The sequence below is a fragment of the Nocardia sp. XZ_19_385 genome (genome assembly GCF_015355755.1).
Classification (GTDB): domain Bacteria; phylum Actinomycetota; class Actinomycetes; order Mycobacteriales; family Mycobacteriaceae; genus Nocardia.
In genome coordinates, this window is the sequence record NZ_JACVEE010000004.1 from 88,536 (window position 1) to 110,901 (window position 22,366).

Consider the following 22,366-nt stretch of genomic DNA (forward strand, 5'->3'; position numbering starts at 1 on the left):
CCGCTCCGCCAGTGTATGACTCCGGGCCTTCAGTCGATACGGCTGTGTAGCAACGGTTTCAACTCGGATTCGTGAATTGTGCTGGCGCCCAACACCGGTATGCGACGCAGCGCGAGCGACAGGACGCCCGCCACGGTTACCAACGCCGCCGTCAGTGCTACGACGCCAGGCCAGTCCGCGCTGGTCCAAGCGTGCGCGCCGAGGCTGCCGAACACCGACGAACCGACGTAGTAGGCAAACAGATAGAACGATGCGGCTTGACTGGTACTGGCTCCGGAAGCGTGCGCGCGAGCTGCCACCCAGCCGCTGGCCAATCCGTGTGTGACGAAGAAGCCGACGGTGAGTACGGCGACCCCCGCGACGACGACCGGCAGCCACCCCGACAGGGTGAGCCCCACTCCGGCGAGCGCGAGCGCGCTGCCGACCGGCATGATCGCTCGCCGGCCCAGGCGGTCCGCGAGGCGGCCGGACACCGTGGAGCTGATCGTGCCGAGCGGATAGACGAGATAGACCAGGCTCACCACACCGACTCCGAGATGGAAAGGCGAACTGGTGAGCCGGAATCCGAGCGCATTGAAAACCGCGACCAAAGCTCCTACCGAACAGGCGCCGATCACGTACAACGCGAGCAGCGCTCGGTCGGACAGCGCACCGCGGGCCATCGCCAGAATGTTTCGTGGCCGAGCCGGGCGCGCGACGAAGTTCCGGGAGGCGGGCAGGGTGAGCGCGACGATCACCGCACAGATCAACGCGACTCCAGCGGCGGCCACCAGCGCCCACCGCCAACCGGCTGCCTCGGCGATCGGCGCGGTTACGAGTCGCCCCGCCATGCCGCCGAGCGCGGTCCCACCGATGTAGAGGCCCGCCGCGCGGGCGTGCGTGGACGGGTGCAGTTCCTCACGCAGATACGCCGTCGCCACAGCGGGCAGGCCGGCGAGGGCGATTCCGCCCAGCAGCCGCAACGCCAGCAAGGCATCCCAGCTGGGCGCGAACGCACACGCCAGCGCGATCACGGCCGAGGAGATCAGCGAGAAGTGGATGAGCCGCGTGCGGCCCACCGCCTCGGACAGCGGCCCGAAGACCAGCAGTGCGAGGGCCAGCGCGGCGGTCGTCACCGACATGACCAGCGTGCTCTGCGCGGGGGAGATACCGAACGCGTCCACGAACTCCGGCAGCAGCGCCTGGGTGTCGTAGAGCAGCACGAATGTCGCCATCCCGGCGGCGAACAGCGCCACCAGCACCCGGCGATATCCCGGACTGCCGGGCAGATATCCCATCTCGATCTGCCGGATCTCCGGCTCGACAACTGCGGTCACCCGACGATCCTGGGCCTGCCACCCTCATACGTCCAATGTCGGATTTATCGCATCTCGATGCGCGAAACGTATGATGCTGCCTGTGCTGCTGCGCGACCTCGACTGGCTGGTGGCCCTCGCCGACCACCAGCACCTCACCGACACCGCCGCGATCCTCGGCGTCAGCCAGCCCACCCTCTCCCGCGCCCTGGCTCGTATCGAAGCCGAACTCGGCACCCGCCTGTTCGAACGCGTTCCGTCCGGCGTCCGCTTGAACCCGAACGGCGAACTCGTCGTCGCCACCGCCCGCGACCTGATCGGCCGCTACGACCAACTCACCGTCGAACTGGCCGCCCGCCTGAACCCCGACAGCGGCGTAGTCCGCCTGGCCTTCCTCGATTCGATGGCCACCTCGCTGGTCCCGCAACTCCTGCGCGGCTTCCACGAACACGCCCCCGGCGTCCGAGTCCTACTCAGCCAGGAACCCCACCACCACATTCGCAACGACCTGCAGTCGGGCGCCGTCGAACTGGCGGTCACCTCCTGGCAGGAGCCAGGCAACTTCGGCTGGCTTCCACTCCAACGCGAACGCCTGGTCCTCGTCGTCCCCCCGGCCCACCCCCTCCGATCCCGCAAACGAATCACCCTCGCCGCTTTGTCCAACGACGAATTCGTCACCACCCCGGTAGGTTTCGGCTACCGCACCCTCATCGACGCCCTCTTCGCCGAAGCCGGAGTAATCCCACGGATCTCCTTCGAAAGCGCCGACCTCGCCACCATCGAAGGCCTCGTAGCCGCCGGCCTGGGCGTCGCCATCCTCCCCGAACAATTCGCCGGCGCCTCCGGCACCATCGGCCTCCCCCTGACCACCCCCGCCGCCCGCCGCACCATCGGCCTCACCTGGCGCACCGACCACCCCCTACCCCCACCCGCCGCCCGCTTCCACCACTTCCTCGAATCCACCTGGCCCAAGCCCTAACCCAAGACCGTGATCGGTGGGGCCGAGGGGCGGTAGCCTCGGCTGGTGCGGAAGGGCTTGCCCGGGCGGGTGATCTTTCTCAACGGGACGTCGAGTTCTGGGAAGACGACGTTGGCGCGGGCGATCCAGGATGAGAGCGAGAGTCCGTTTCTGCACTGGGGGATCGACACGCTCTTCGCGATGGTGCCGCCGAAATGGGGTGGGGGACTGGACGGTCCGCTCAGTCGCGATGGATTCTGGTATGACCGGGCCGAGCATGATGTGGATGGGCATCCGCTGGTGGTGGTTCGGTATGGGTCGTCGGGTTTGCGGATGTTGCGTTCGGGCTGTGCGGCGGCTGCCGCGTTCGCGCATGGTGGGAACGACGTCGTTGTCGACGAGATGCTGCTCAGTCCGGAACTGATGCCGTTGTGGATGTCGGCGCTGTCTGGCCTCGATGCGCTGGTTGTGGCTGTGAGGTGTCCGCTGGAAGTGGCCGAGCAGCGGGAGGTCGCGCGGGGCAATGAGCGGGGGCTGGCTCGTGGTCACCTGCGGACTGTTCATCGGCACGATGTGCGCTATGACCTGAGTGTCGATACCAGCACGGCAACGCCTGCTGAACTTGCCAGAACCGTGCTCCGGCGGGTTTGAGGCGCGCCGTCGCAACGCCCCTGTCCTGCCCGCGGCGGCAGACATTGCAATACTGGGTGCCGAGATCGATCTGCGGCCCGGAGACTTACCAGGGCCGGGGAGTCGGAATGTTCGAAGTCCAACGATCTCGCCGGATCGCCTAGGGCAGCGTGGCAGGGCGAGTGCGGCGGGCAACCAATCGGAGGTACCACGTTGACGAGTTCGGTGAACGGGAATGGGCAGCAGCCCGGTGCGGTGGCCTTGCTACCCAAGCGGTTCCACGCCAAGGTGGAGGTTCGTTGGTCGGATATGGACGCGTTCCAGCACGTCAACCACGCCCGCATGGTGACATTGCTGGAGGAGGCGCGGATTCCGTGGCTGTTCGACGACGGGCGCCCCACCGTCGCATTGCGTGAGGGTTGTGTACTGGCCGACCTGCACGTGAAGTATCGGGGCCAGTTGCGCCACGAGGACACTCCGCTCGATGTCGCCATGTGGATCGAGCAGCTGCGCGCCGTGGATTTCACCGTCGGCTACGAGGTGCGGGCCGCGGGTGCGGCGCCGGATTCGCCGCCCGCGGTGATCGCCTCCACGCAGCTCGCGGCGTTCGATATCCAAACGCAGCGGCTGCGCCGGCTCACCGAGGGTGAGCGCGAATACCTCAGCGAGTGGATGTAATCCGCCGTCGAAGTTCGGTCCGGTACGGCAGAGTTGTTGTGAGGGTATGGATTTCGTGAGGGCAGGGATTCGGTGAAAGCAGAGCAGCGCGTGCTGTACGTGTCCGATCCGGCCGAACGGGAAAATCTGGCCACCTTCCTGAGCCGAGCGGTCCGCTTGGACCCAGCCGCCGTGGTCCGCCTGCGCCGCCGCGATGCGACTCTCGTATCCGCTTGGGTCGCAACCGGTTTCGAAACCCTCGCGGTGCGCACGGTAGTCGCCGAACTCGGCGTCGACGATGTCACCGTGGGCGCCGACCTGGTACTGGCCGGCCTTCCCTCCGGCAGCCCGATCGACCTCGGCTACTCCATGGACTCGGCCTGGCGCGGCGCCCTCCCACCCACCGACGGCTTCGCCCACGTCGACGACGTCCCCGCCCGCACCCTCGTCGAACTCGCCGAACGCGGCGCGGAACTCGCCAAAGAACACGGCAGCTCACACGGCCCACCGGCCGCCCTCCTCGACCAGACCGTACTCACAGTCTCCGCTCCAGGACTCGAAGTCGAAGTCCCCATGCGCGTCGTCTTCGCCCTCACCGCAATGGATTTCATCCCCCACTCCGGCGAAAAAGCCGAATCCCGCCGCATCCCACCCACCGAAATCGTCCGAGTCCGCGCCACCCCCACCTGGCTGCGCATCGACGCCCGCTACGGCTCCGTCGCCCGCCGCCGCGCCGGCGCCATCCCCCTCTTCCCCAACTAACGCCCACACGAGGCAATCGATCCGTGCAAGATCAACAGGCACTGATGGCGGCATCGGCCAAGAGCTCCCGCCACTGGTGCCTGATGATCTTGGTTGACCGCCGTCCTTCCGTCAGGAAACCCGGGGCTTGCACTCCCGCGATGGTGGTGCTGTGGAAATTCAAGATCACCAGGCATCAGTGGCGGCGTCGGCCGAGAGCTCCCGCCGCTGGTGCCTGTTGATCTTGGTTGACCGCCGTCCTTCCGTCAGGAAACCCGGGGCGTGCACTCCCGCGATGGTGGTGCTGTGGAAATTCAAGATCACCAGGCATCAGCGGCGGCATCGGCCGAGAGCTCCCGCCGCTGGTGCCTGATGATCTTGGTCGACGGCCCTCCTTTCGTCAGGGAACCGAAGGCGTGCAACCCCTGTGACGGTGGTGCTGTGGGAGTTCAAGATCATCAGGCACTGATGGCGGCATTGGCCGAGAGGCTCCCGCCATCAGTGCCTGATGATCTTGGCGGCGGAGTGTCGGGAGACCTTGAGGGCGCGTGACCTGGTGTGGTGCGGTGTTTGTTCAAGGCTTTACGTGGTGGCGGGAGTATCGGGAAGGGTTGGCGTGGGCTGGACCGGCGTCCGGCACCGTTGATGTAGTGCCAGGGCATATTCAAGATCACCAGGCCCTGGTGGCGGCATAGGTCGAGAGCGTCCGCCACCAGTGCCTGATGATCTTGGTAATTGTGAGATGCCCGCAATGTGCGGTTCGGCTGGGCTGGCACACCGTTGCACTGGATGCCCGCCGAACCTATTGCCTCATATGTCAGGAGCACTACACGCTGCCCAGCGCATGGGATTTCGCTGACGAACGCCTCGTACTGCTGGGCGCGGTCGACGACCCGGACAGGGTCACGCTGTGGCTCAGCGACTGGGCGCCGGTGCCTGCGATGGTGTGACCTTGCGGCGGTGGGGCTTGAAGGCCGCCAGCGTCAGGGGCGGGAGTGAGTGTCCCGTCGCTAGTGCCTGTTGATATTTGCTGCTGGCTGTCAGGAGACGCCGAGGGCGCGCAGTCCTGCGGTGGTTGCGGCTGCGGCGAGGATTACCAGGAGGAGTGGGCAGCGGCGCCAGGCGAGTATGCCGGCGACGAGGACGCCTGCGGGGAGGGCGGTGCTGAGGTGGCCTTCCGTGAAGGGGAGGGTCTCGATGGCGACCAGTGCGGCGAGGAGGACCGTTGCCCCGACTTCGAGGAGTCGCTTTGCGCGGGCGGGGAATTGGATCCGGCTGCGCAGGGCAGGACCGGCCCAGCGGAAGGCGTAAGTGCCGAGGGCGAGGGCGATGATTCCGGCGGCCAGCATCATCTTGTCGCTCCCGAAAGCTGTTTCGGCGCAGAGTCCCTTGCGGGCTCGCAGCATGGCGCCGCGGCCTCCAGTGCAGTACCGGTCTCGTCAGCGGGTTCCGCTGCTGCGCAGGTCTTGTCTGCGCGATCGTTCGCCACCGCAGTGGCCGCGAGCCGGGCCCGGTCCCTGCCGCCGTTACTTTCGGCCTCATCTTTGTCCGCACCCCGCGTCTGGAATGCCGCCCACAGCACACCCGAAAGCGCCACCAGCACGGGCATTCCCGCGGGCAGGAACGGCGCGGTCACCATTGCGATCGCGACACCCACGCACACCGACCCCAAGGTTGTCCGGTCGCGTAGCGCGGGCACCACCAGCGCCAGCAGGACCGCAGGGAAGACCGCATCGAGCCCGAGCGCCGACGTATCGGGCACCACGGAGCCGATCAGAGCGCCCATCACCGCACCGCCGGGCCAGGCCAGCAGCACGCCGAGCCCGCACACCCAGTAGACGACCCGCTTGCGTGCCGTGTCGGACTCGGCCAGCGCCATCGCGACGGATTCGTCGTTCATCACGTGCACGCCGAGCGCGCGCCGCCAGCCCGTGCCGACCACGTCATCGGGCACCGACAGCCCGTACGGGAGATGGCGCGCGTTGACGACCAGCCCGGCCAGCACGGCCGCGATCGGGCTCCCGCCACCGGCGATGATGCCGATGAACAGGAACTCCGCGCCGCCCGCGAGCACGGCGAAGCTCAGCACCACCGGCAGCCAGATCGGGAAACCCGAGCTGATCGCGGTGGCGCCGTAGGTCAATCCGATGACCCAGACCGCTAACAGGACGGCCGCGATACCGGAGGCCGTGTCCCGGCCGAGTGTTCGCCATATCGAACGCATGTTGTTTATGGTGAACGCTAGCCCCCGCGTTAGTCAACACGGCTCCGCGCGCCGACTCCGAATCCGGGCGTTTCCCGCACCCAGGAGACGGCAGCTTGCGGCGCGGACCGGATGGGTAAACTCAGCGTTCCGACAGGAACGGGAGCTGGGATGGTGCAGGACGAACCGATGACGGCGTCACCACAGGCGGTGATCGCCGAGTCGCTGCGCCGGGAGCGCGCCCGCGCCGGGCTCTCGCTCACCGAGGTGGCGAACCGCGCGGGCATCGCGAAATCCACACTGTCGCAACTGGAATCGGGCAGCGGCAACCCGAGCATCGAAACCCTGTGGGCCCTGTGTGTGGCCCTGAACATGCCGTTCTCTCGGCTGCTCGACCCGCCCCGCCCCAACGTGCACGTCATCCGCGCGGGGGAGGGCCCGCGGCTGGCCGCCGAGCACGCCGACTACAGCGCGACCCTGCTCGCGGTCAGCCCGCCGAACAGCCGGCGCGACCTGTTCCGGATCACCGCCGAACCAGGCCACGCCCGCGTCTCCGATCCGCACATGCCCGGCTGCACCGAGCACGTTCTGCTCGCCAGCGGACGCGCACTCGTCGGCCCGGTCGACGCACCCGTGGAACTCGGTCCGGGCGACTACATCTGCTACCCGGGCGACGCCGCGCACGTCTTCGAGGCTCTCGAAGCGGGCACCTGGGCGACCCTCGTCAACGAGTACACGTCGTAGCAGGCCTGCACCCCGTCGTTACCGACCGCGAGATTCGCGCTGGCGGGGCGCTCGTCCATCATCGTCATCCTGCGCGGCGAAGGATCTCGGCCCGAACTAGGCGGCCCCTTCACCCAGGTATTGCAACCACACCGGGTCCAACTCGGTCGAGGTAGACAGCAACCGCCAATGCGGCCCCTTCGGGGAGACCAGCGGATGCCGCAGGGTCCACCCGAGTTCGCTCAGCATTTTGTCGGCCTTGCGATGGTTGCAGGGCGCACAGCTGGCGACGCAGTTCTCCCAGGAATGCTCGCCGCCGCGGCTGCGCGGAATGACGTGATCGATGGTCTCGGCTTTCGCGCCGCAGTACCCGCAGCGATACCGGTCGCGATGCATGAGCGCGGCTCTGGTCATCGGCACGCGGGCGCGATAGGGGACGTGTACGTAGTTGCGCAGCCGGATCACCGAGGGCACCGCGACCGCGGACTCGGCGGAATGCACGACCGGACCTTCGGCACTGTGGTGCACGGCATCGGCTTTGTCGCAAATGAGCAGGACGACCGCGCGGCGCGCGGACAGAGCGGTGAGCGGCTCGTAGGTGGCGTTGAGAAGCAACACCCGGCGCTTCAACCAGTTGACGGCCTCGGTGGGAACCGCGGTGAGGTGGTGGCCGTGATGAACCTCACCGGGACGATAGGTGGTAGTACCCGGATGGTGATCGGACAAGATGTGCAGCGGAGTGGCCCCCGACCCACGATTGTGGACGTCGGCGGGCTGGAGTTGTCGGTGCGTCCGGGCCTCGTGTGGGCGGCCGTGCCGTTGTTTCATGTGCGGACCCCGTTCTCGGGAAGGCCGACCGCGTCGGCTTCAAGATCATGTGGTAGTCGGCAGAGACTGACCCCAATATGACCATGGAAACCGGCCGATTGCACGGTGATTTCGCACAATGTTGGGTTAACTGCCGCTGAAGTGCTGCCGTGCCGCTATCCGGGGAGGTCCGCGGGTGCGCGCACTGTCGTGGCGGCGGGCACAATGGACTGCGGCGAACATTGGGAAGCGAGAGGATCTGATGAGTTCCGGAGAACAAGCAGCCACGTCGTTCTACGCGGCGGTCGGCGGGGAGCCGACCTTCCACCGCATCATCGCGGCGTTCTACCGCGAGGTCGCCGCCGACGAGGTCCTGCGCCCGCTCTACCCGGAAGAAGACCTCGGCCCCGCCGAGCGCCGCCTGCGCATGTTCCTGGAGCAGTACTGGGGCGGCCCGCGCACCTACTCCGACGAACGTGGGCATCCGCGTCTGCGCATGCGGCACATGCCGTTCAAGATCGGCCCGGTGGAACGTGACGCCTGGCTGCGCTGCATGCGCATCGGCGTCGCCGAAATCGAGCCGGAGATCCTGGACGACGCGCACCGCAAGCAGTTGCTCGATTACCTGGAGATGGCTGCGAATTCGCTGATCAACAGCGAGTGGTAACCCGCCGCGCCTGAACGCGTTTGTCATAGACATTTGGCACCATGGCTGGTGTGACTGACACACCGGTGGAACGTAGAGCCCAGCCGTGGTGGTGCGCAGCCGTGTTCTACCAGGTGTACCCGCGCTCTTTCGCGGATGCCGACGGTGACGGCGTCGGCGACCTATCCGGGGTCCGCGAGAAACTCGGCTACCTGGAACTCCTCGGCGTCGACGCGCTGTGGATCTGCCCGGTGATGCGCTCACCCATGGCCGACGGCGGCTACGACGTCTCCGATCCGCGCGATATCGATCCGCTCTTCGGCGGTATGGCCGCGATGGACGCCCTGCTCGCGGAGGCCCGTGCCCGCCGGATCAAGGTCACCATGGACCTGGTGCCCAATCACACCAGCAGTGAACATCCTTGGTTCACCGCCGCTTTGGCGGCCGCACCGGGCAGCCCGGAACGCAACCGCTACATCTTCCGGGACGGCCGCGGGCCCGAGGGCGCTGAGCCGCCCAACAATTGGCCGAGCATCTTCGGCGGCCCGGCCTGGACCCGCGTGACGGAAGCCGACGGCAGACCCGGCCAGTGGTACCTGCATATCTTCGCGCCCGAACAACCCGACCTGAACTGGGAAAACCCGGAGGTCGCCGAGGATTTCGAGCAGACCCTGCGGTTCTGGCTGGATCGAGGTGTGGACGGTTTCCGCATCGACGTCGCGCACGGGATGGCCAAACCCGAAGGCCTGCCGGACATGCCCGAGCTCGACACCTCGAGATTGCTGGCCCATGACGCCAACGATCCGCGGTTCAACAATCCCGGCGTGCACGAAATCCACCGCAAGATCCGCAAGGTGCTCGACGAATACCCGCACGCGGTGGCCATCGGCGAGGTGTGGGTGGACGACAACACCCGTTTCGGTGAATACGTGCGCCCTGACGAACTGCACCTGGCCTTCAACTTCCGGCTCGCCGAGACCCGGTTCGAAGCCGACGCGGTCCGGGACGCGATCGAGAATTCCCTCGCGGCTGTCGAGCCCGTAGGCGCGCCGCCCACTTGGACCCTGTCCAATCACGACATCGAACGCGAGGTCACCCGGTATGGCGGTGGCGCCGTGGGAGGGGCGCGGGCCCGGGCGATGATCCTGGTCGAATTGGCCCTGCCCGGCGCGGTTTTCATCTACAACGGCGCCGAACTGGGACTGCCGAATGTCGACGATCTGCCCGACGAGGCGCTGCGCGACCCGATGTGGGAACGCTCCGGGCATACCGAGCGCGGTCGCGACGGCTGCCGGGTACCGATGCCGTGGGAGGGCGCCGCGCCGCCGTTCGGCTTCACCACCGGCGAGCCGTGGCTGCCGATGCCGCCGGAGTGGGCGGCGCTGACCCCGGAGAAGCAGCTCGAGGATCTGGGTTCGACCGTGTCGCTGTATCGGATGGCGATCGAATTGCGCGGTATGCGGAAGGAATTCGCGGGCTCGGAACTCGAGTGGTTCAGCAGCCCGCCCGGCTGCCTGCAGTTCCGGCGCCCGGGCGGCCTGATCTGTGTCCTCAACACCTCCCCGGACCCGATCCCGCTGCCAGCGGGGGAGTTCCTGCTGGCGAGTGTGCCGCTGGAGCTCGGGCACCTGCCCACGAACGCCGCCGCCTGGCTCGTGTAGTTCGACACGATCGCATAACCCCGAGGTGGTAGCTGAACTACTACACGCCATCGGATACCGTTGCCCTCGTGAGCATTCTCGAGACAGTGCTGATCTTCGTCGGCATTCCGCTGGTGATCTACGCCGCGATCGCTGGATTGTCGTATCTCGGTAAGCCACTCGCCGGTGAGAAGCCGGCCCACTTCGACCTCGGTCAGAAGTGGACGCAGCCGCCGGTGCTGTGGAGTGCCACCGACGAGGTGACCGGGCACGGTCACCACACTGAGTCGCATGGCACCCATGCGGCCATCGAATCCACCGGTGTGGAGCTGATCGGAGGTCGGGCAAGTGGCAGGTTCTAAGTGGCCCGCGGTGGTCGAGTCCGATCTACCGCACGGGTACGCCCTCACCAGCAGCGGACGCGTGTCCGGTGTGCACGAGGCGGGTGATGTTTTCTACGAGGCGCCGTTCAGCGATCATGAGCGGCTGCTGATGGACAACGTGCTCACCGAAGCCACCCGCGCCACCAAGGTCCGCTTCAGCGTCTACATCGGCGATCTCGGCGCCGACCCGGCAGCCGGTGCGGACGCGGTCTTCCCGTCGACCCCCGAAGCCGCGCGCTCGGTGCTCATCGCCGTCTCGCCCAATGACAACGCCATCGAGGTGCGCTCCGGCCACGAGGTCGCCGACCGCGCCAACGATCGCGTCTGCCAGCTCGGTGTGACCGCCGCCATGAGCTCGTTCCGCCAGGGCGAGCTGATCGACGGCCTGGTCTCCGCGGTCCGCGTGATGGCCGCCGCCATCGGGCGGTAGATTTCGAAGTTCCGCTTCCGGCGCGCGCACCCAGCAGGGTGGGCGCGCCGCTCGCGTTGCCCGGGAAATATTGGCGTGCGGCACTTTTGGGGCTTGCATGGTGTTCGATTTTCCGGGCACCGTGGGGGCATGAAGATTCTTGTCACGGCTGCCACTGGCAACATCGGGCGCAAGGTCGTCGATCATCTACTCGCGGCGGGCGCCGAGGACGTGCGGGCGCTGTCCAACCATCCGGAGCGGGCCGCGTTCCCGGCCGAGGTCGAGGTAGCCCGCGGCTATCTGGGCAAGGTGTCCTCGCTCGCCGGCGCATTCGAGGGCGTGGACCGCATGTACCTCGCTCCGGTGCTGGAGACCGTCGACGAGGTCGTCGCGCTGGCGCGCAAGGCCGGCGTCCGCCATATCGTCGACCTGTCCGGTGATGCGAGCACCGACTGGCAGCCGATCGCGCGGGCGGTCGAGCAGTCCGGGCTCGATTGGACCCACCTGTATGCCGGTGAGTTCAGCGAGAACGCGACCATCTGGTGCGATCAGATCCGGGCTTCCGACGAAGTGCGCGATCCGTTTCCCGAGGCCGCGAATGCGCCGATCACCATGGACGACATCGCTCGCGTCGCGGCGAAGGTGCTGCTGTCCGACGGGCATGTCGGCAAGACCTACGACCTCACCGGACCCGAGACCCTCACTCGCGCCGAGAAGATCCACCAGATCGGCGTGGCGATCGGCCGAGATCTCACCACCGTGAAAGTCGCGCGCGACGAAGCGATCCGGATTCTGGAACCGGCGATGGGCGAGTACGCCGAGTGGTACGTCGACGGCATCGCAAGCATGGTCGAACACCCACAGCAGGCCACCACAACGGTCGCGGACCTCACCGGCTCGGCCACCACCTTCGCGCAGTGGGCAACGGTCAACGCCGACCAATTCCGCTGAAACGCGCGTCGGTCCGCGGCCGGATCGTGTTCTAGGCAAGTGGCCCGTATCCGGAGATACGGGCCACTTCCACGCATTCCTAGCTCGCGTCGAAAGCCCTGGCGCGCAGGGAGCGTTCGATGCCCGCCTTGCCTTCGGTCACCAGGCGGCGCAGGGCCGGCGGATGGTTGTCGGCGAGGAACTTGTCGGCCTTGGCGACGGCGTCCTGGCTGATATCCCAGGACGGGTAGAGCCCGACCACGACGGTCTGGGCGACCTCGCTGGAGCGACGCTCCCAGACACCGGGGACGTCGGAGAAGTAGCGGTCGGTGTAGGCGTGCAGCAGCTCGCCCTGACCGGCCGGGGCGAAGCCGCCGACGATGGAACGGGCGGTGATGTTGGGCAGCGAATCGTCGCCCATCACCTTGTTCCAGGCCCGCTCCTTGATCTCGGGCAGCGGCCGGGCAGTGGCTGCGGTTGCGGCCTGGCGCTTGCCCGCCGCCGTCGGGTCCCGCTCCAATTCCGCGTCGATGAACGGGGTTTCGAGGCCCTCGGCATCGATCTTGCCAGCGGCGGCGAGTGCGGTGACCAGACGCCAGCGCAGGTCGGTGTCGACGGTCAGGCCGGCCAGACCCGCTTCGGCCGGATCGCTGTCGATCAGCGCTCGCAGCACCTCGGTGTGCCGATCCGCCAGCTTGGCGCCGGTGAGCGCGTTGACGAAGGCGAGCTGATGATCCGAGCCCGCCTCGGCCGCGCGCGCCAATTCCAGGAGCCGGTCGGCGAATTCGGGCCAGCCGGTGGCGGCCGCCCAGGACGGGTCGGCGTAGCTGCCGATGGAGGTGTGGGCCTGCATCAGAAGGCGTTGCACCACACCGATTTCCGTCTCCGCGCCGACGCCGCGCTGTACCAGCGCGACGAAATCACGGGCCCGCATCTCGGCCTGACGGGTCATCTCCCACGCGGCCGACCAGGCCAGGGTGCGGGGGAGCGGTTCGGCGATATCACCAATCCGGTTGACCAGCACGTCCAGCGAATCGGGATCCAGGCGCACCGAGCAGTAGGTCAGGTCGTCGTCGTTGACCAGCACAAACTTGCCGCTCGGCACGCCCACCAGCTCGGGCACGTCGGTGCGTTCGGCGGCCAGCAGATCCAGCTCGACCCGCTTGGTACGGACCAGCTTTCCGTTTTCATCGTCGTAGATGCCGACGGCCAGACGATGCACGCGGCGTTCACCCGCACCCGGGGCCGCGCCTTCCTGGACAACCGCGAACGAGGTGAAGTTGCCGTCCGCGTCGACCTGGAAGTCGGTCCGCAGGATGTTCAGGCCGGTGGTCTTGAGCCACTGCGCGCCCCAATCCGACAGGTCACGCCCGGAGGACTCCTCCAGCGCCGACAGCAGATCGTCGAAAGTGGCGTTGCCGTAGGCATGTTCGGCGAAGTACGCGCGCAGGCCCGCCAGGAACGGCTCCAGGCCGACGTAGGCGACCAGCTGCTTGAGCACCGAAGCGCCCTTGGCGTAGGTGATTCCGTCGAAGTTCACCTCGACCGCGTGCAGGTCGGGGATGTCCGCGGCGATCGGATGTGTCGAGGGCAGCTGATCCTGCCGGTACGCCCAGGACTTCTCGACGTTCGCGAAAGTCGTCCAGGCGCTCTTGTATTCGGTGGCCTCCGACTGGCACAGCACCGAGGCGAAGGTCGCGAACGACTCGTTCAGCCACAGGTCGTCCCACCACCTCATGGTGACCAGGTCGCCGAACCACATGTGCGCCATCTCGTGCAGCACGGTTTCGGCGCGGCGCTCGTAGGACGCGCGCGTCACCTTGGAACGGAAGACGTAATCCTCCAGGAAGGTGACCGCGCCCGCGTTCTCCATCGCGCCCGCGTTGAATTCCGGCACGAAGAGCTGATCGTACTTGCCGAAGGCGTACGGGACGCCGAAGTTCTTGTGGTAGAAGCCGAATCCCTGCTTGGTCTCGGTGAACAGGCGCTCTTCGTCCATGTGCTCGGCCAGCGACGCGCGGCAGTAGATGCCGAGCGGGATGGTGCCGTGCTCGTCGGTGTATTCGTCGGTCCACTCGGCGTACGGGCCGGCGATGAGCGCGACGATGTAGGTGCTCATCCGCGGAGTGGTCTTGAACACGTGCTTGCCCGGATCGGCGAGCAGGGTGTCCACGGGCGCGCCGTTGGAGATGACCTTCCAGTCCGACGGAGCGGTCACGCTGATGTCGAAGGTGGCCTTCAGGTCCGGCTGGTCGAAGCAGGCGAACATGCGCTTGGCGTCGGCGGTCTCGAACTGGCTGTACAGATACACGGCGTCGTCGGTGGGGTCGACGAAGCGGTGCAGGCCCTCACCGGTGTTGGAGAACTCACAGTCGGCCTCGACCACCAGCTCGTTGCGTTCGGCCAGGCCGGTCAGGGCGATGCCCTTTTCCTCGTCGTAGGCCGACACGTCGACCGGGGTGCCGTTGAGCACGGCCGAGCGCACCCCGCGCGCCACGATGTCGATGTAGGTGCTCGCACCGGCCTGCGCGGTGAAAGTGGCTGTGGTGCGGGAGAAGAAGGTCTGCTCGCCCGGTTTACCCGCCCCGTCGGTCAGGTCGAGTTCGATGCGGTAGTTCTCGACTTGCACGGTCGAGGCGCGTTCGATCGCCTGTTCACGTGTGAGGTTGGGTGCGGTCATGAGGCTCCTTCGGTGTCGAAGAACGGGCACGGCGGAAGTTTCTGCTCACCACCCTAATCCTCCGGACCGCCGCGATCCGATGGGTTTTGGGGCGGCGGTATTGTGCTGCTCAGATCCGCTACCCAGGACTTGGAGGCTCGACGTTGAAGCATGTGCACGCCGGTAAGGTGCGCGACCTGTACGAGGACGGCGAGACCTTGCTGCTCGTGGCCTCGGATCGGATCTCGGTCTACGACGTCACACTGCCCACCCCGATCCCCGACAAGGGCGCGCTGCTGACCCAGCTGTCGAACTGGTGGTTCGAGTTCTTCGCCGACGTCCCCAACCATGTGTTGTCGACCACCGACGTGCCCGCCGAGTTCGTCGGTCGCGCGGTCCGGGTGAAGCCGATGAAAATGGTCATGGTGGAGTGCGTCGCCCGCGGCTACCTCACCGGCGGCGGTCTGAAGGAGTACCAGGCCACGGGCACGGTCTCCGGCATCGCGCTGCCGCCCGGCCTGCGCGACGGCGACAAACTCCCCGAGCCCCTCTTCACCCCCAGCACCAAGGCGACCGAAGGCCACGACGAGGCCATCAGCTTCGAAGATGTGGTGCACCAGGAGGGTCGCGAGGTCGCCGAAAAACTCCGCGACCTGACCCTCGACATCTACACGCGCGGCGCCGAGCACGCGGCCTCGCGTGGCGTCATCGTCGCCGACACCAAGGTCGAATTCGGCTGGGACGGTGAGGTTCTCACCCTCGGTGACGAGGTCCTCACCTCCGATTCGTCGCGCTTCTGGCCTGCGGACCAGTGGGAGCCCGGCCACGCGCAGCCGTCCTTCGACAAGCAGTTCGTCCGCGACTGGTCCACTTCCACCGGCTGGGACAAGGAGCCCCCCGGCCCGGAAATCCCCGCCGACATCGTCGCGGCCACCCGCCGCAAGTACGTCGAGGCCTACGAACTCATCACCGGCCGCACCTGGGCCTAACCGAGCCGCTCGGCCAGCCGCTCCACATAGGGCTGCTGGCCTTTGGTCAACTTCTCCCGGGCGGTTTCCAGCGGGAACCACTCCGCGCGATCGATCTCCGGGAACTCGGCCAGCTTGCCCGACCGCGGCGGCCACTCCATCTGGAAGGTTCCCGGCACGATCGTGCCGGGGTCGAGATCGGCTTCGATCGCCCACGCGACGACGGTTTTCCGCTTGCTGCCGCTGCCGTAGGCGACCGCTCCGAGCTCCACCCACGCACCCTCGGGTACCGGAACGCCGAGCTCTTCGGTGAACTCCCGCCGCGCCGCGGCCTGCGCGTCCTCCTCGTCGGGCAGATACTCACCCTTCGGAATCGACCACGCCCCAAGGTCTTTGCGCGCCCAGAACGGTCCCCCCATATGCCCGAGCAACACCTCGACCGCACCCTTGGAAGTCCGCCGGAACAACAGCACGCCCGCGCTATAGGTCTCTGCCACGCAGTGCAGTCTGCCCGACCAGCTCGCACCTAGAATTCCGGGATGTCGATACTGGTTGTCCTGCGGGGTAATTCGGGGTCCGGCAAGTCCACCGTCGCGCGTGCGGTGCAGCGCAGGTTCGACCGAAGCGCAGTCGCTGTCGTGCCGCAGGACGTCGTCCGTCGCCAAATCCTCCGCGAGGAGGACAAGCCCGACGGATTGAACGTCGACCTGATCGAGCACATCGCCGGATTCGGCCTCGAACGCGGTCTGATCGTCATCGTCGAGGGGATCCTGCGCGCCTCCCACTACAGCAAGATGCTGCAACGACTCTCTGCCGCAGCTGATCGCAGCCACTTCTACGCCTTCGACCTGTCCTTCGAAGAGACCACCCGACGTCACGCGACCAGACCGCAGGCAACAGAGTTCGGAATCACCGAGATGCGGTCCTGGTACCACGGCTGGGACCCCCTCGACTTCGTGCCGGAAGTTCGTCTCGACGCGTCGTGGACCACGGCACAGGCAATCGACCGGGTCTATTCCGACATCGTCGGGTAGGCGCCCGGGTGGGTGGGCGTGAAATTCCATTGATGTCGGGCTCCGTGAACTGCCTGGTAGAGCTGATTTCGAAGTTTGCTGCAGAAGCGCTACGAAGGAAACAGCCGGTCGGTTCGGGTCGATATGGACATATAGGCGAACCGATGGCGGCCACCTCGCTGGAGCCGCCGGCAAGGTTCAACCGTCCCAGGGGCCCGGCTTGTGAGGAGCCGCTTTATGCAAGCAGTAGCGAGTCTTCTGGTGCTCCTGTGGTTCACGATGGTCGTGATCGCCATCATTGGTCTGATGCGAGGGCGCCTCGACTGGGCTGGTCTCCGCAACCGTAAGCAGTCCGGTTGGCTGCTCGCCGCATCGTTCATCGTCATGCTTCTGATCGGCCTCATCGAGCCCGAGCGACACGCAGGTGACAACCCAACGCCGACGCCGAGCACCACGACAACATTTGCCACCGATACGAAACCCACGGCGTCGCCAACGACCACGACTGCGGAGATGACCACCGCCACGACTACAACAACGACATTGCCGCTTCAGCAGCCCCTGTCACGAGCCCCCTTCGCTCCAGCCCCAGCGCCGGGCCCCTCATCCCCCAGCGTCTACTACTCCAACTGCACCGAGGCTCGCGCCGCGGGCGCAGCGCCCTTGCTGCGCGGCGCCCCTGGCTACAGATCCGAACTGGACCGCGACAACGATGGCGTCGCATGCGAGGTCTGAGGGGCTGGGAGATTTGCCGACAAGGGTGTGCAACCTACGTGCTACAGAAGACCTAGCAACAACGGCCGAAATCGGGCACTGGCGGCACGGCGTCCAAGTCTCAAACGGGCTGTACGGCCCTCGACTCAGGCCGAAGCCTCCGAAACTTTGTCGGGGTGACAGGATTTGAACCTGCGACCCTCCGCTCCCAAAGCGGATGCGCTACCAAGCTGCGCTACACCCCGTGAGCCACGGCCCTGGTACAGCGCCGTGGACGAATGATCCCCCTGTGAAGAGCGGGTGACGGGAATCGAACCCGCGCTATCTGCTTGGAAGGCAGAAGTTCTACCACTGAACTACACCCGCAAGGCATACGACATCGATGGGATCGCCAGATGTCGTGTGCGCAACGACTGTACCGAATGTCACCGCGGAAATGCCAATCGCCGCGGTCGGGGTGTCCCCGTGCTGGTTCCGGCACACTCTCGGCGTGTCTTCCCGCGACTCTCCAGCGAACGAAGATTGGGTGTAACGCTCGGCGGGCTGGAGCGATCACACTTCCGATCGCCATTCGCGAGGCAACGGAAACTCGTTGTAAAACGACGTTTTTCAGTGCCGGGTGGCTTGCTAGGATCCTTTTTGCCGGACGGGGGTATCTGGAAAGGGGGCGGTGAGCGTGCGCCGTGCTTGGTGGACCGAACCGCGTAGCAGTAGAGGTGAGGCCGGCTCCTGCCTGGGCGCACTGCGCCCGGCTATCGATGCCATCCGTGGCGGGTGAGTGCGATGTCCGAATCGCCACCCCCCGTCAAGCAGATGGCCCGCGCGTGGGCGCAGGCCGTCTGCGCCGAACCCGGCTCGCACACCACGATGAAAGACCTGGAACCTGTTCTCATCGACATCGTGAATCGGCTGCTCGATCTGGCCGAATCCGAGCCCTTCCCGATGCTGGATGCCCGCGCGCTGGGCGCCCGCCTGGCCGAACCCCCGTTCGAACGCACCCGGATGCTGGCCCAGGCCAGCCGCTGGCTGCTCGGTTTCCCTGCGGGGCGGCCCGGGTCGCTGGTAGCCACCCGCTGGCCGTTCGTGGCCAGCCAGGCCATCGACAGCTACGCCCAGGCGTTGCAGGAGCGTGCCCTGGCCCAGCAGGAACAGAACATCTCGGCGAAAGTGTCACTGCGCGTACAGGAAATCGCGGCGCTGCAGCACCGCCTGCGGCACGAAGCCACCCACGACGCACTCACCGATCTGGCCAACCGCACCCTGCTGCAGGACCGGGTCCGCCGGATGGCCGCCGACCCGGCCGGCAGCGTCGGCCTGCTCCTGATCGACCTGGACCGCTTCAAGCAGATCAACGACGGCTACGGCCACGCGGTCGGCGACGAGGTCCTGGTGGAGCTGGCGAACCGGCTGCGTGAGGTCTGCCCACCGGACACGGTCATCTGCCGCTACGGTGGCGACGAATTCGTCCTCGCCGTCGACCGGGAGCTCGGCACCCTCGCCGACATCGCCCACCAGATCGTGGCCGCCCTGCGCGACCCGGTCTGGACCTCGGCCGGCCCGGTCCCGGTGTCCGCCAGCGTCGGCACCGCCTACAACCCCCCGGGCACATCCTGCGACTTCACCGATCTACTGCGCCGCGCCGACCGCGCGATGTACTCGGCGAAGACGGCGGGCGGGCGGCGGTTCGCCTTCTCGGAGTCCGACGAGCCGGAAATCGACGCCGCCGTCGCCGGATAGGTATGCACCCGGTTCAGCCGGGCTGACAGGTGGGGCACCAGAACAGGTTTCGTGCGTCCATGACCGCGTGCAGGACCGGGGTCCCGCACACCCGGCACGGTGCGCCCTGCCTGCGGTAGACGTAGGTGCGTGGCCGGTCGGGCGCGTAAGGCGGTTCGCCGTGGTCGTGTTCGGGCCGGACGACGACCATCTTGCCGACCCGCACGCCGACCTTCATCAGCGCGACGAGGTCCGTCCACATCGCCTGCCACTCTTCGGCACTCAGCGAGGTCCCGGGACGGTGCGGTGAAATACCGTGCCGGAACAGCAGTTCCGCTCGGTAGACATTGCCGACACCGGCGAGCACCCGCTGATCCATCAGCAGCGCGCCGATGGGCCTGCGCGACCGGTGAATTCGCTGCCAAGCCCGGTCCGGGTCGGCGCCGCGGCGCAGCGGATCGGGCCCGAGCCGTTCGGTCAGCGCCGTCACCTCCGCATCGGTGTACAGCTCGCAGGCGGTCGGCCCGCGCAGATCGGTTCCGTTCGCGGCCCCGACCATCCGCATCCGGACCTGGCCAACCGGTTCCCCCATGGGCACAGCCGATTCGGTGAACGCCCCGTACAGCCCGAGATGCACATGCACGATCAGCCCGGATTCATACCGATGCAGCAGATGCTTCCCCCACGCCTCAGCCTTGACAAGCACCTGCCCGTCCACCCGCGCCGCCCCCGCCGCGAACTTCCCCTGCGGACTCCACACCCGCACCACATCCCCGCCGAACGCGTTCTGATGCGCCCGAGCCAGCCGATGCAGCGTATGTCCCTCAGGCACAACCGATCCTCTCGATGCCGATGAACGAAAAGCGGGACATCACCGAGGAGAAACGCGCGAAGCGTCCTCGGTCATGTCCCACTTGTCAGAAGCTTGCGCCTGGGGTGATCAGTAGGCGGGTACGGCGGGGGGTTCGCCGGTCTTTTCGTAGTCGGCGAGGATGTCGATGCGGCGCTGGTGCCGTGCTTCGTCGGACCATTCGGCGGACAAGAAGGCGTCGACGATGGCGAGGGCTTCCTCGGTGGAGTGCATGCGGCCGCCGACGCCGATCAGCTGTGCGTTGTTGTGCTGGCGGGCGAGCTGGGCGGTTTCGACGCTCCAGGCAAGCGCGCAGCGAGCGCCGGGCACCTTGTTGGCGGCGATCTGCTCGCCGTTGCCGCTGCCGCCGAACACCAGGCCCAGGCTGCCCGGGTCGGCGACGGTGCGCCGCGCCGCTTCGATGCAGAAGGCGGGGTAGTCGTCGAGGGCGTCGTATTCGAGGGCGCCACAGTCGACAACCTCGTGGCCCGCCTGCTCCAGATGGGCCTTGACGTGATTCTTCAGTTCGAAACCGGCATGGTCGGCACCCAGGTATACGCGCATGGCAGCGATTCTGTCAGGCCGGTCAGCGGCGCCCGCGAGAGGGGATGGGCTGCGCAAAGTGTGGCCCGGGACACAGCGCAGGGAACGGTACGGTCGAAATATGCAGTCGCAGGATCCACCGTCGAATCCGGAACCGTATGCCAAGGAAGGCGAACCGGTTTACGGGCCCCCGGCGTACGGCCCGTACCCGACGGGCGCCTACCCCGCGGCCTACGGTTATGGCGGGCCGCCGATGCCTCCGCAGCAGCAGCCCCGCGGGCTGTCTCCATACGGCAGTCCGGCCCGGCACAGCTGGGAGATCGGCCTGTTGTGCGTGGTGGTGGCGATCACCGCGCTGATCTTTCTCCTAGCCGTGCTGGACACCTTCATCGTGGTGTTCGTGGGCGGCACCGCGGCCTTCGGCATCTATGCGTTCTATCTGCTCGGTGCCCCGCTGCTGCTGTGGTTCGGCCGCGGCAGTCTCTATGCCCGACTGCGGGTCAACGGCGTGAAGATGTCGCCGACCCAGTTCCCCGAGGGCTATCAGATGGTGGTCGAGGCCGCCGCCCGGTTCGGGATGCCGAAGGTCCCCGACGCGTACGTGGTGCTCGGCAACGGTCAGATCAACGCCTTCGCCTCCGGCCACGGCTTCCGGCGTTTCGTCGCCATCAACAGCGACCTGTTCGAAATCGGCGGCGCCGCACGGGAACCCGATGCGCTCGCGTTCATCATCGGCCATGAGGTCGGGCACATCGCGGCCGGGCACACCTCGTACTGGCGCATGCTCGGCATGTATCTGGCGCCGTTCCTGCCGCTGCTGGGCCCGGCACTGCTGCGCTCCCAGGAGTACACCGCCGACAACCACGGCGTCTGCTTCCGCTACTCGGGGACGCCCGCCGCCATGGGCACCCTCGCGGCCGGTAAATACCTCAATACCCTTGTCGCCTATGACGAGATGGCCAACCGGGCGAGCACCGAGAAGGGCTTCTTCGTCTGGGTGTACAACGCCATGTCCAGCCATCCGGTGCTGACCTGGCGCATGTGGGCGCTGCGCGACCGCACCCGGCACGGCAAGCTGTTCATGCGCCCGGAGACCCCGCCGCCGCTGGGCGCCGCGACCCCGTACGGACAGGTTCCGGCGCAACCGCCGAAACCTGTCCCGTAGCAACCTCAGTCGAAGACCGGATCTTCGGTGCGGGTGCGCTTCAATTCGAAGAAGTGCGGGTAGGACGCGAGGGCGACCACACCGTCCCACACCTTCCCGGCGTCCTCGCCACGCGGAATCCGCGACAGCACCGGACCGAAGAACGCGACACCGTTGACGTGGATGGTCGGCGTGCCGACGTCCTTGCCGACCTTGTCCATGCCGGCGTGGTGGCTCTTGCGCAGCGCCTCGTCGTAGTCGGTGCTCTCGGCCGCCTGTGCGAGCGCGGCAGGCAGTCCCACCTCGGCCAGCGCGTCGGCGATGATCGCGTCCAGGGTCTCCTTGGGGGTCGCGCGCTCGTACTCGGCGCGGCGGTCGTGGATGCGGCTGCCCAGCGCGGTGTACAGCGGCGAGAGAACCTTGTCGCCGTGCTCCTGAGCGGCGGCGATGGCGACCCGGACCGGGCCCCAGCCGGTGGCCATCAGTTCCCGGTACTGCTCGGGCAGGTCCTCGCGGTCCTCGTTGAGGACCGACAGGCTCATCACGTGGAAGCGGGCCTCGATGTCGCGGACCTTCTCGACCTCCAGGATCCAGCGCGAGGTGATCCAGCACCACGGGCACAGCGGGTCGAACCAGAAGTCGGCAACATTCTTCTCGGCCGTGTCGGTCACGGGTATGTCCTCTCCATCGGGGGTTCGGCAGCCACGTCTCGGCGCGGCAGGGCCGTTATCGGGAAC

General features: G+C 67.0%; 24 protein-coding genes and 2 tRNA genes. 15 read left to right on the forward strand and 11 right to left on the reverse strand.

Features of this window, described 5'->3' with window-relative positions; all coding sequences use genetic code 11:
* Nucleotides 1-29: 29 nt before the first annotated feature.
* Nucleotides 30-1,316 (reverse strand): MFS transporter, encoded by a 1,287-nt coding sequence (locus IBX22_RS29310; RefSeq protein WP_309234834.1) that lies wholly within the window; start codon nt 1,314-1,316, stop codon nt 30-32.
* A 70-nt stretch (nt 1,317-1,386) separates the two neighbouring features.
* Between IBX22_RS29310 and IBX22_RS29315 the strand changes: the two genes are divergently transcribed.
* The 4 genes from IBX22_RS29315 (at nt 1,387) to IBX22_RS29330 (ending at nt 4,302) form a co-directional block, all read left to right on the forward strand.
* Nucleotides 1,387-2,274 carry a LysR family transcriptional regulator gene (locus tag IBX22_RS29315; protein WP_228539742.1) on the forward strand — a complete coding sequence of 296 codons (888 nt, stop codon included), beginning with the start codon at nt 1,387-1,389 and terminating at the stop codon, nt 2,272-2,274.
* Between the two features lie 45 nt (nt 2,275-2,319).
* Nucleotides 2,320-2,904, forward strand: coding sequence for a chloramphenicol phosphotransferase (locus tag IBX22_RS29320; RefSeq protein WP_309234835.1), 585 nt, complete (start codon nt 2,320-2,322; stop codon nt 2,902-2,904).
* A gap of 204 nt (nt 2,905-3,108) precedes the next feature.
* A complete protein-coding gene (locus tag IBX22_RS29325; protein WP_375540301.1) occupies nt 3,109-3,561 on the forward strand; it encodes an acyl-CoA thioesterase in 453 nt (150 codons plus the stop codon).
* 72 nt (nt 3,562-3,633) lie between these two features.
* Nucleotides 3,634-4,302: a hypothetical protein gene (locus IBX22_RS29330; protein WP_309234836.1), complete on the forward strand. Its 669-nt coding sequence runs from the start codon at nt 3,634-3,636 to the stop codon at nt 4,300-4,302.
* Nucleotides 4,303-5,321: 1,019 nt separating this feature from the next.
* Here IBX22_RS29330 and IBX22_RS29335 read toward each other — a convergent pair.
* On the reverse strand, nt 5,322-5,633 hold the full coding sequence (locus IBX22_RS29335) for an AzlD domain-containing protein (protein ID WP_194819010.1): 312 nt from the start codon (nt 5,631-5,633) through the stop codon (nt 5,322-5,324).
* Complete coding sequence (locus IBX22_RS29340) at nt 5,630-6,505, reverse strand: AzlC family ABC transporter permease (protein ID WP_194819011.1); 876 nt, start codon at nt 6,503-6,505, stop codon at nt 5,630-5,632. The genes IBX22_RS29335 and IBX22_RS29340 overlap by 4 nt, the downstream gene beginning before the upstream one ends.
* 150 nt (nt 6,506-6,655) lie before the next feature.
* On the opposite strand from IBX22_RS29340, the gene IBX22_RS29345 reads away from it, so the two are divergent.
* Nucleotides 6,656-7,228: a helix-turn-helix domain-containing protein gene (locus IBX22_RS29345; RefSeq protein ID WP_194819012.1), complete on the forward strand. Its 573-nt coding sequence runs from the start codon at nt 6,656-6,658 to the stop codon at nt 7,226-7,228.
* Nucleotides 7,229-7,324: 96 nt separating this feature from the next.
* On the opposite strand, the gene IBX22_RS29350 is transcribed toward IBX22_RS29345, so the two are convergent.
* On the reverse strand, nt 7,325-8,035 hold the full coding sequence (locus IBX22_RS29350; RefSeq protein WP_194819013.1) for an HNH endonuclease: 711 nt from the start codon (nt 8,033-8,035) through the stop codon (nt 7,325-7,327).
* 241 nt (nt 8,036-8,276) lie between these two features.
* Here IBX22_RS29350 and IBX22_RS29355 point away from each other — a divergent pair, with 241 nt between their 5' ends.
* From IBX22_RS29355 to IBX22_RS29375, 5 genes are all read left to right on the forward strand, one after another.
* The gene (locus IBX22_RS29355; RefSeq protein WP_194819014.1) at nt 8,277-8,681 is read left to right on the forward strand and encodes a globin; all 405 of its coding nucleotides are present in this window, start codon (nt 8,277-8,279) and stop codon (nt 8,679-8,681) included.
* A gap of 41 nt (nt 8,682-8,722) precedes the next feature.
* Nucleotides 8,723-10,321 carry a glycoside hydrolase family 13 protein gene (locus IBX22_RS29360; RefSeq protein WP_194819015.1) on the forward strand — a complete coding sequence of 533 codons (1,599 nt, stop codon included), beginning with the start codon at nt 8,723-8,725 and terminating at the stop codon, nt 10,319-10,321.
* Nucleotides 10,322-10,389: 68 nt separating this feature from the next.
* Nucleotides 10,390-10,662 (forward strand): hypothetical protein, encoded by a 273-nt coding sequence (locus IBX22_RS29365; RefSeq protein ID WP_194819016.1) that lies wholly within the window; start codon nt 10,390-10,392, stop codon nt 10,660-10,662.
* Nucleotides 10,649-11,113: a DUF5130 domain-containing protein gene (locus IBX22_RS29370; protein ID WP_309234837.1), complete on the forward strand. Its 465-nt coding sequence runs from the start codon at nt 10,649-10,651 to the stop codon at nt 11,111-11,113. The genes IBX22_RS29365 and IBX22_RS29370 overlap by 14 nt, the downstream gene beginning before the upstream one ends.
* A gap of 129 nt (nt 11,114-11,242) precedes the next feature.
* Nucleotides 11,243-12,043, forward strand: a complete 801-nt coding sequence (locus IBX22_RS29375) for an NAD(P)H-binding protein (protein ID WP_194819017.1) — start codon at nt 11,243-11,245, stop codon at nt 12,041-12,043.
* Nucleotides 12,044-12,122: 79 nt separating this feature from the next.
* Here the strand turns inward: IBX22_RS29375 and pepN are convergent, their stop codons facing one another.
* Nucleotides 12,123-14,702 carry an aminopeptidase N gene (gene pepN, locus IBX22_RS29380; RefSeq protein ID WP_194819018.1) on the reverse strand — a complete coding sequence of 860 codons (2,580 nt, stop codon included), beginning with the start codon at nt 14,700-14,702 and terminating at the stop codon, nt 12,123-12,125.
* 143 nt (nt 14,703-14,845) lie between these two features.
* Here pepN and IBX22_RS29385 point away from each other — a divergent pair, with 143 nt between their 5' ends.
* A complete protein-coding gene (locus tag IBX22_RS29385; RefSeq protein ID WP_194819019.1) occupies nt 14,846-15,670 on the forward strand; it encodes a phosphoribosylaminoimidazolesuccinocarboxamide synthase in 825 nt (274 codons plus the stop codon).
* Here IBX22_RS29385 and IBX22_RS29390 read toward each other — a convergent pair.
* Nucleotides 15,667-16,146, reverse strand: a complete 480-nt coding sequence (locus tag IBX22_RS29390) for an NUDIX domain-containing protein (protein WP_194819020.1) — start codon at nt 16,144-16,146, stop codon at nt 15,667-15,669. The genes IBX22_RS29385 and IBX22_RS29390 overlap by 4 nt on opposite strands.
* 42 nt (nt 16,147-16,188) lie before the next feature.
* Here IBX22_RS29390 and IBX22_RS29395 point away from each other — a divergent pair, with 42 nt between their 5' ends.
* Both IBX22_RS29395 and IBX22_RS29400 read left to right on the forward strand, forming a co-directional pair.
* A complete protein-coding gene (locus tag IBX22_RS29395) occupies nt 16,189-16,683 on the forward strand; it encodes an AAA family ATPase (RefSeq protein WP_194819021.1) in 495 nt (164 codons plus the stop codon).
* Nucleotides 16,684-16,899: 216 nt separating this feature from the next.
* Nucleotides 16,900-17,397, forward strand: coding sequence for an excalibur calcium-binding domain-containing protein (locus IBX22_RS29400; RefSeq protein WP_228539744.1), 498 nt, complete (start codon nt 16,900-16,902; stop codon nt 17,395-17,397).
* A 150-nt stretch (nt 17,398-17,547) separates the two neighbouring features.
* Here IBX22_RS29400 and IBX22_RS29405 read toward each other — a convergent pair.
* Nucleotides 17,548-17,621, reverse strand: a tRNA-Pro gene (locus tag IBX22_RS29405).
* 50 nt (nt 17,622-17,671) lie between these two features.
* Nucleotides 17,672-17,742: transfer RNA gene (locus IBX22_RS29410), tRNA-Gly, on the reverse strand.
* 417 nt (nt 17,743-18,159) lie between these two features.
* Between IBX22_RS29410 and IBX22_RS29415 the strand changes: the two genes are divergently transcribed.
* Nucleotides 18,160-19,113 (forward strand): GGDEF domain-containing protein, encoded by a 954-nt coding sequence (locus tag IBX22_RS29415; RefSeq protein ID WP_194819022.1) that lies wholly within the window; start codon nt 18,160-18,162, stop codon nt 19,111-19,113.
* A gap of 13 nt (nt 19,114-19,126) precedes the next feature.
* On the opposite strand, the gene IBX22_RS29420 is transcribed toward IBX22_RS29415, so the two are convergent.
* Both IBX22_RS29420 and IBX22_RS29425 read right to left on the reverse strand, forming a co-directional pair.
* Nucleotides 19,127-19,924: an Fpg/Nei family DNA glycosylase gene (locus IBX22_RS29420; protein ID WP_194819023.1), complete on the reverse strand. Its 798-nt coding sequence runs from the start codon at nt 19,922-19,924 to the stop codon at nt 19,127-19,129.
* 108 nt (nt 19,925-20,032) lie between these two features.
* Nucleotides 20,033-20,506 carry a ribose-5-phosphate isomerase gene (locus tag IBX22_RS29425; RefSeq protein ID WP_194819024.1) on the reverse strand — a complete coding sequence of 158 codons (474 nt, stop codon included), beginning with the start codon at nt 20,504-20,506 and terminating at the stop codon, nt 20,033-20,035.
* 100 nt (nt 20,507-20,606) lie between these two features.
* Between IBX22_RS29425 and IBX22_RS29430 the strand changes: the two genes are divergently transcribed.
* Entirely contained in the window at nt 20,607-21,650 is a 1,044-nt protein-coding gene (locus IBX22_RS29430) for a M48 family metallopeptidase (RefSeq protein ID WP_375540290.1), read from the forward strand.
* Between the two features lie 5 nt (nt 21,651-21,655).
* Here IBX22_RS29430 and IBX22_RS29435 read toward each other — a convergent pair whose 3' ends face one another.
* Nucleotides 21,656-22,300 carry a disulfide bond formation protein DsbA gene (locus IBX22_RS29435; protein WP_194819025.1) on the reverse strand — a complete coding sequence of 215 codons (645 nt, stop codon included), beginning with the start codon at nt 22,298-22,300 and terminating at the stop codon, nt 21,656-21,658.
* Between the last annotated feature and the right edge of the window lie 66 nt (nt 22,301-22,366).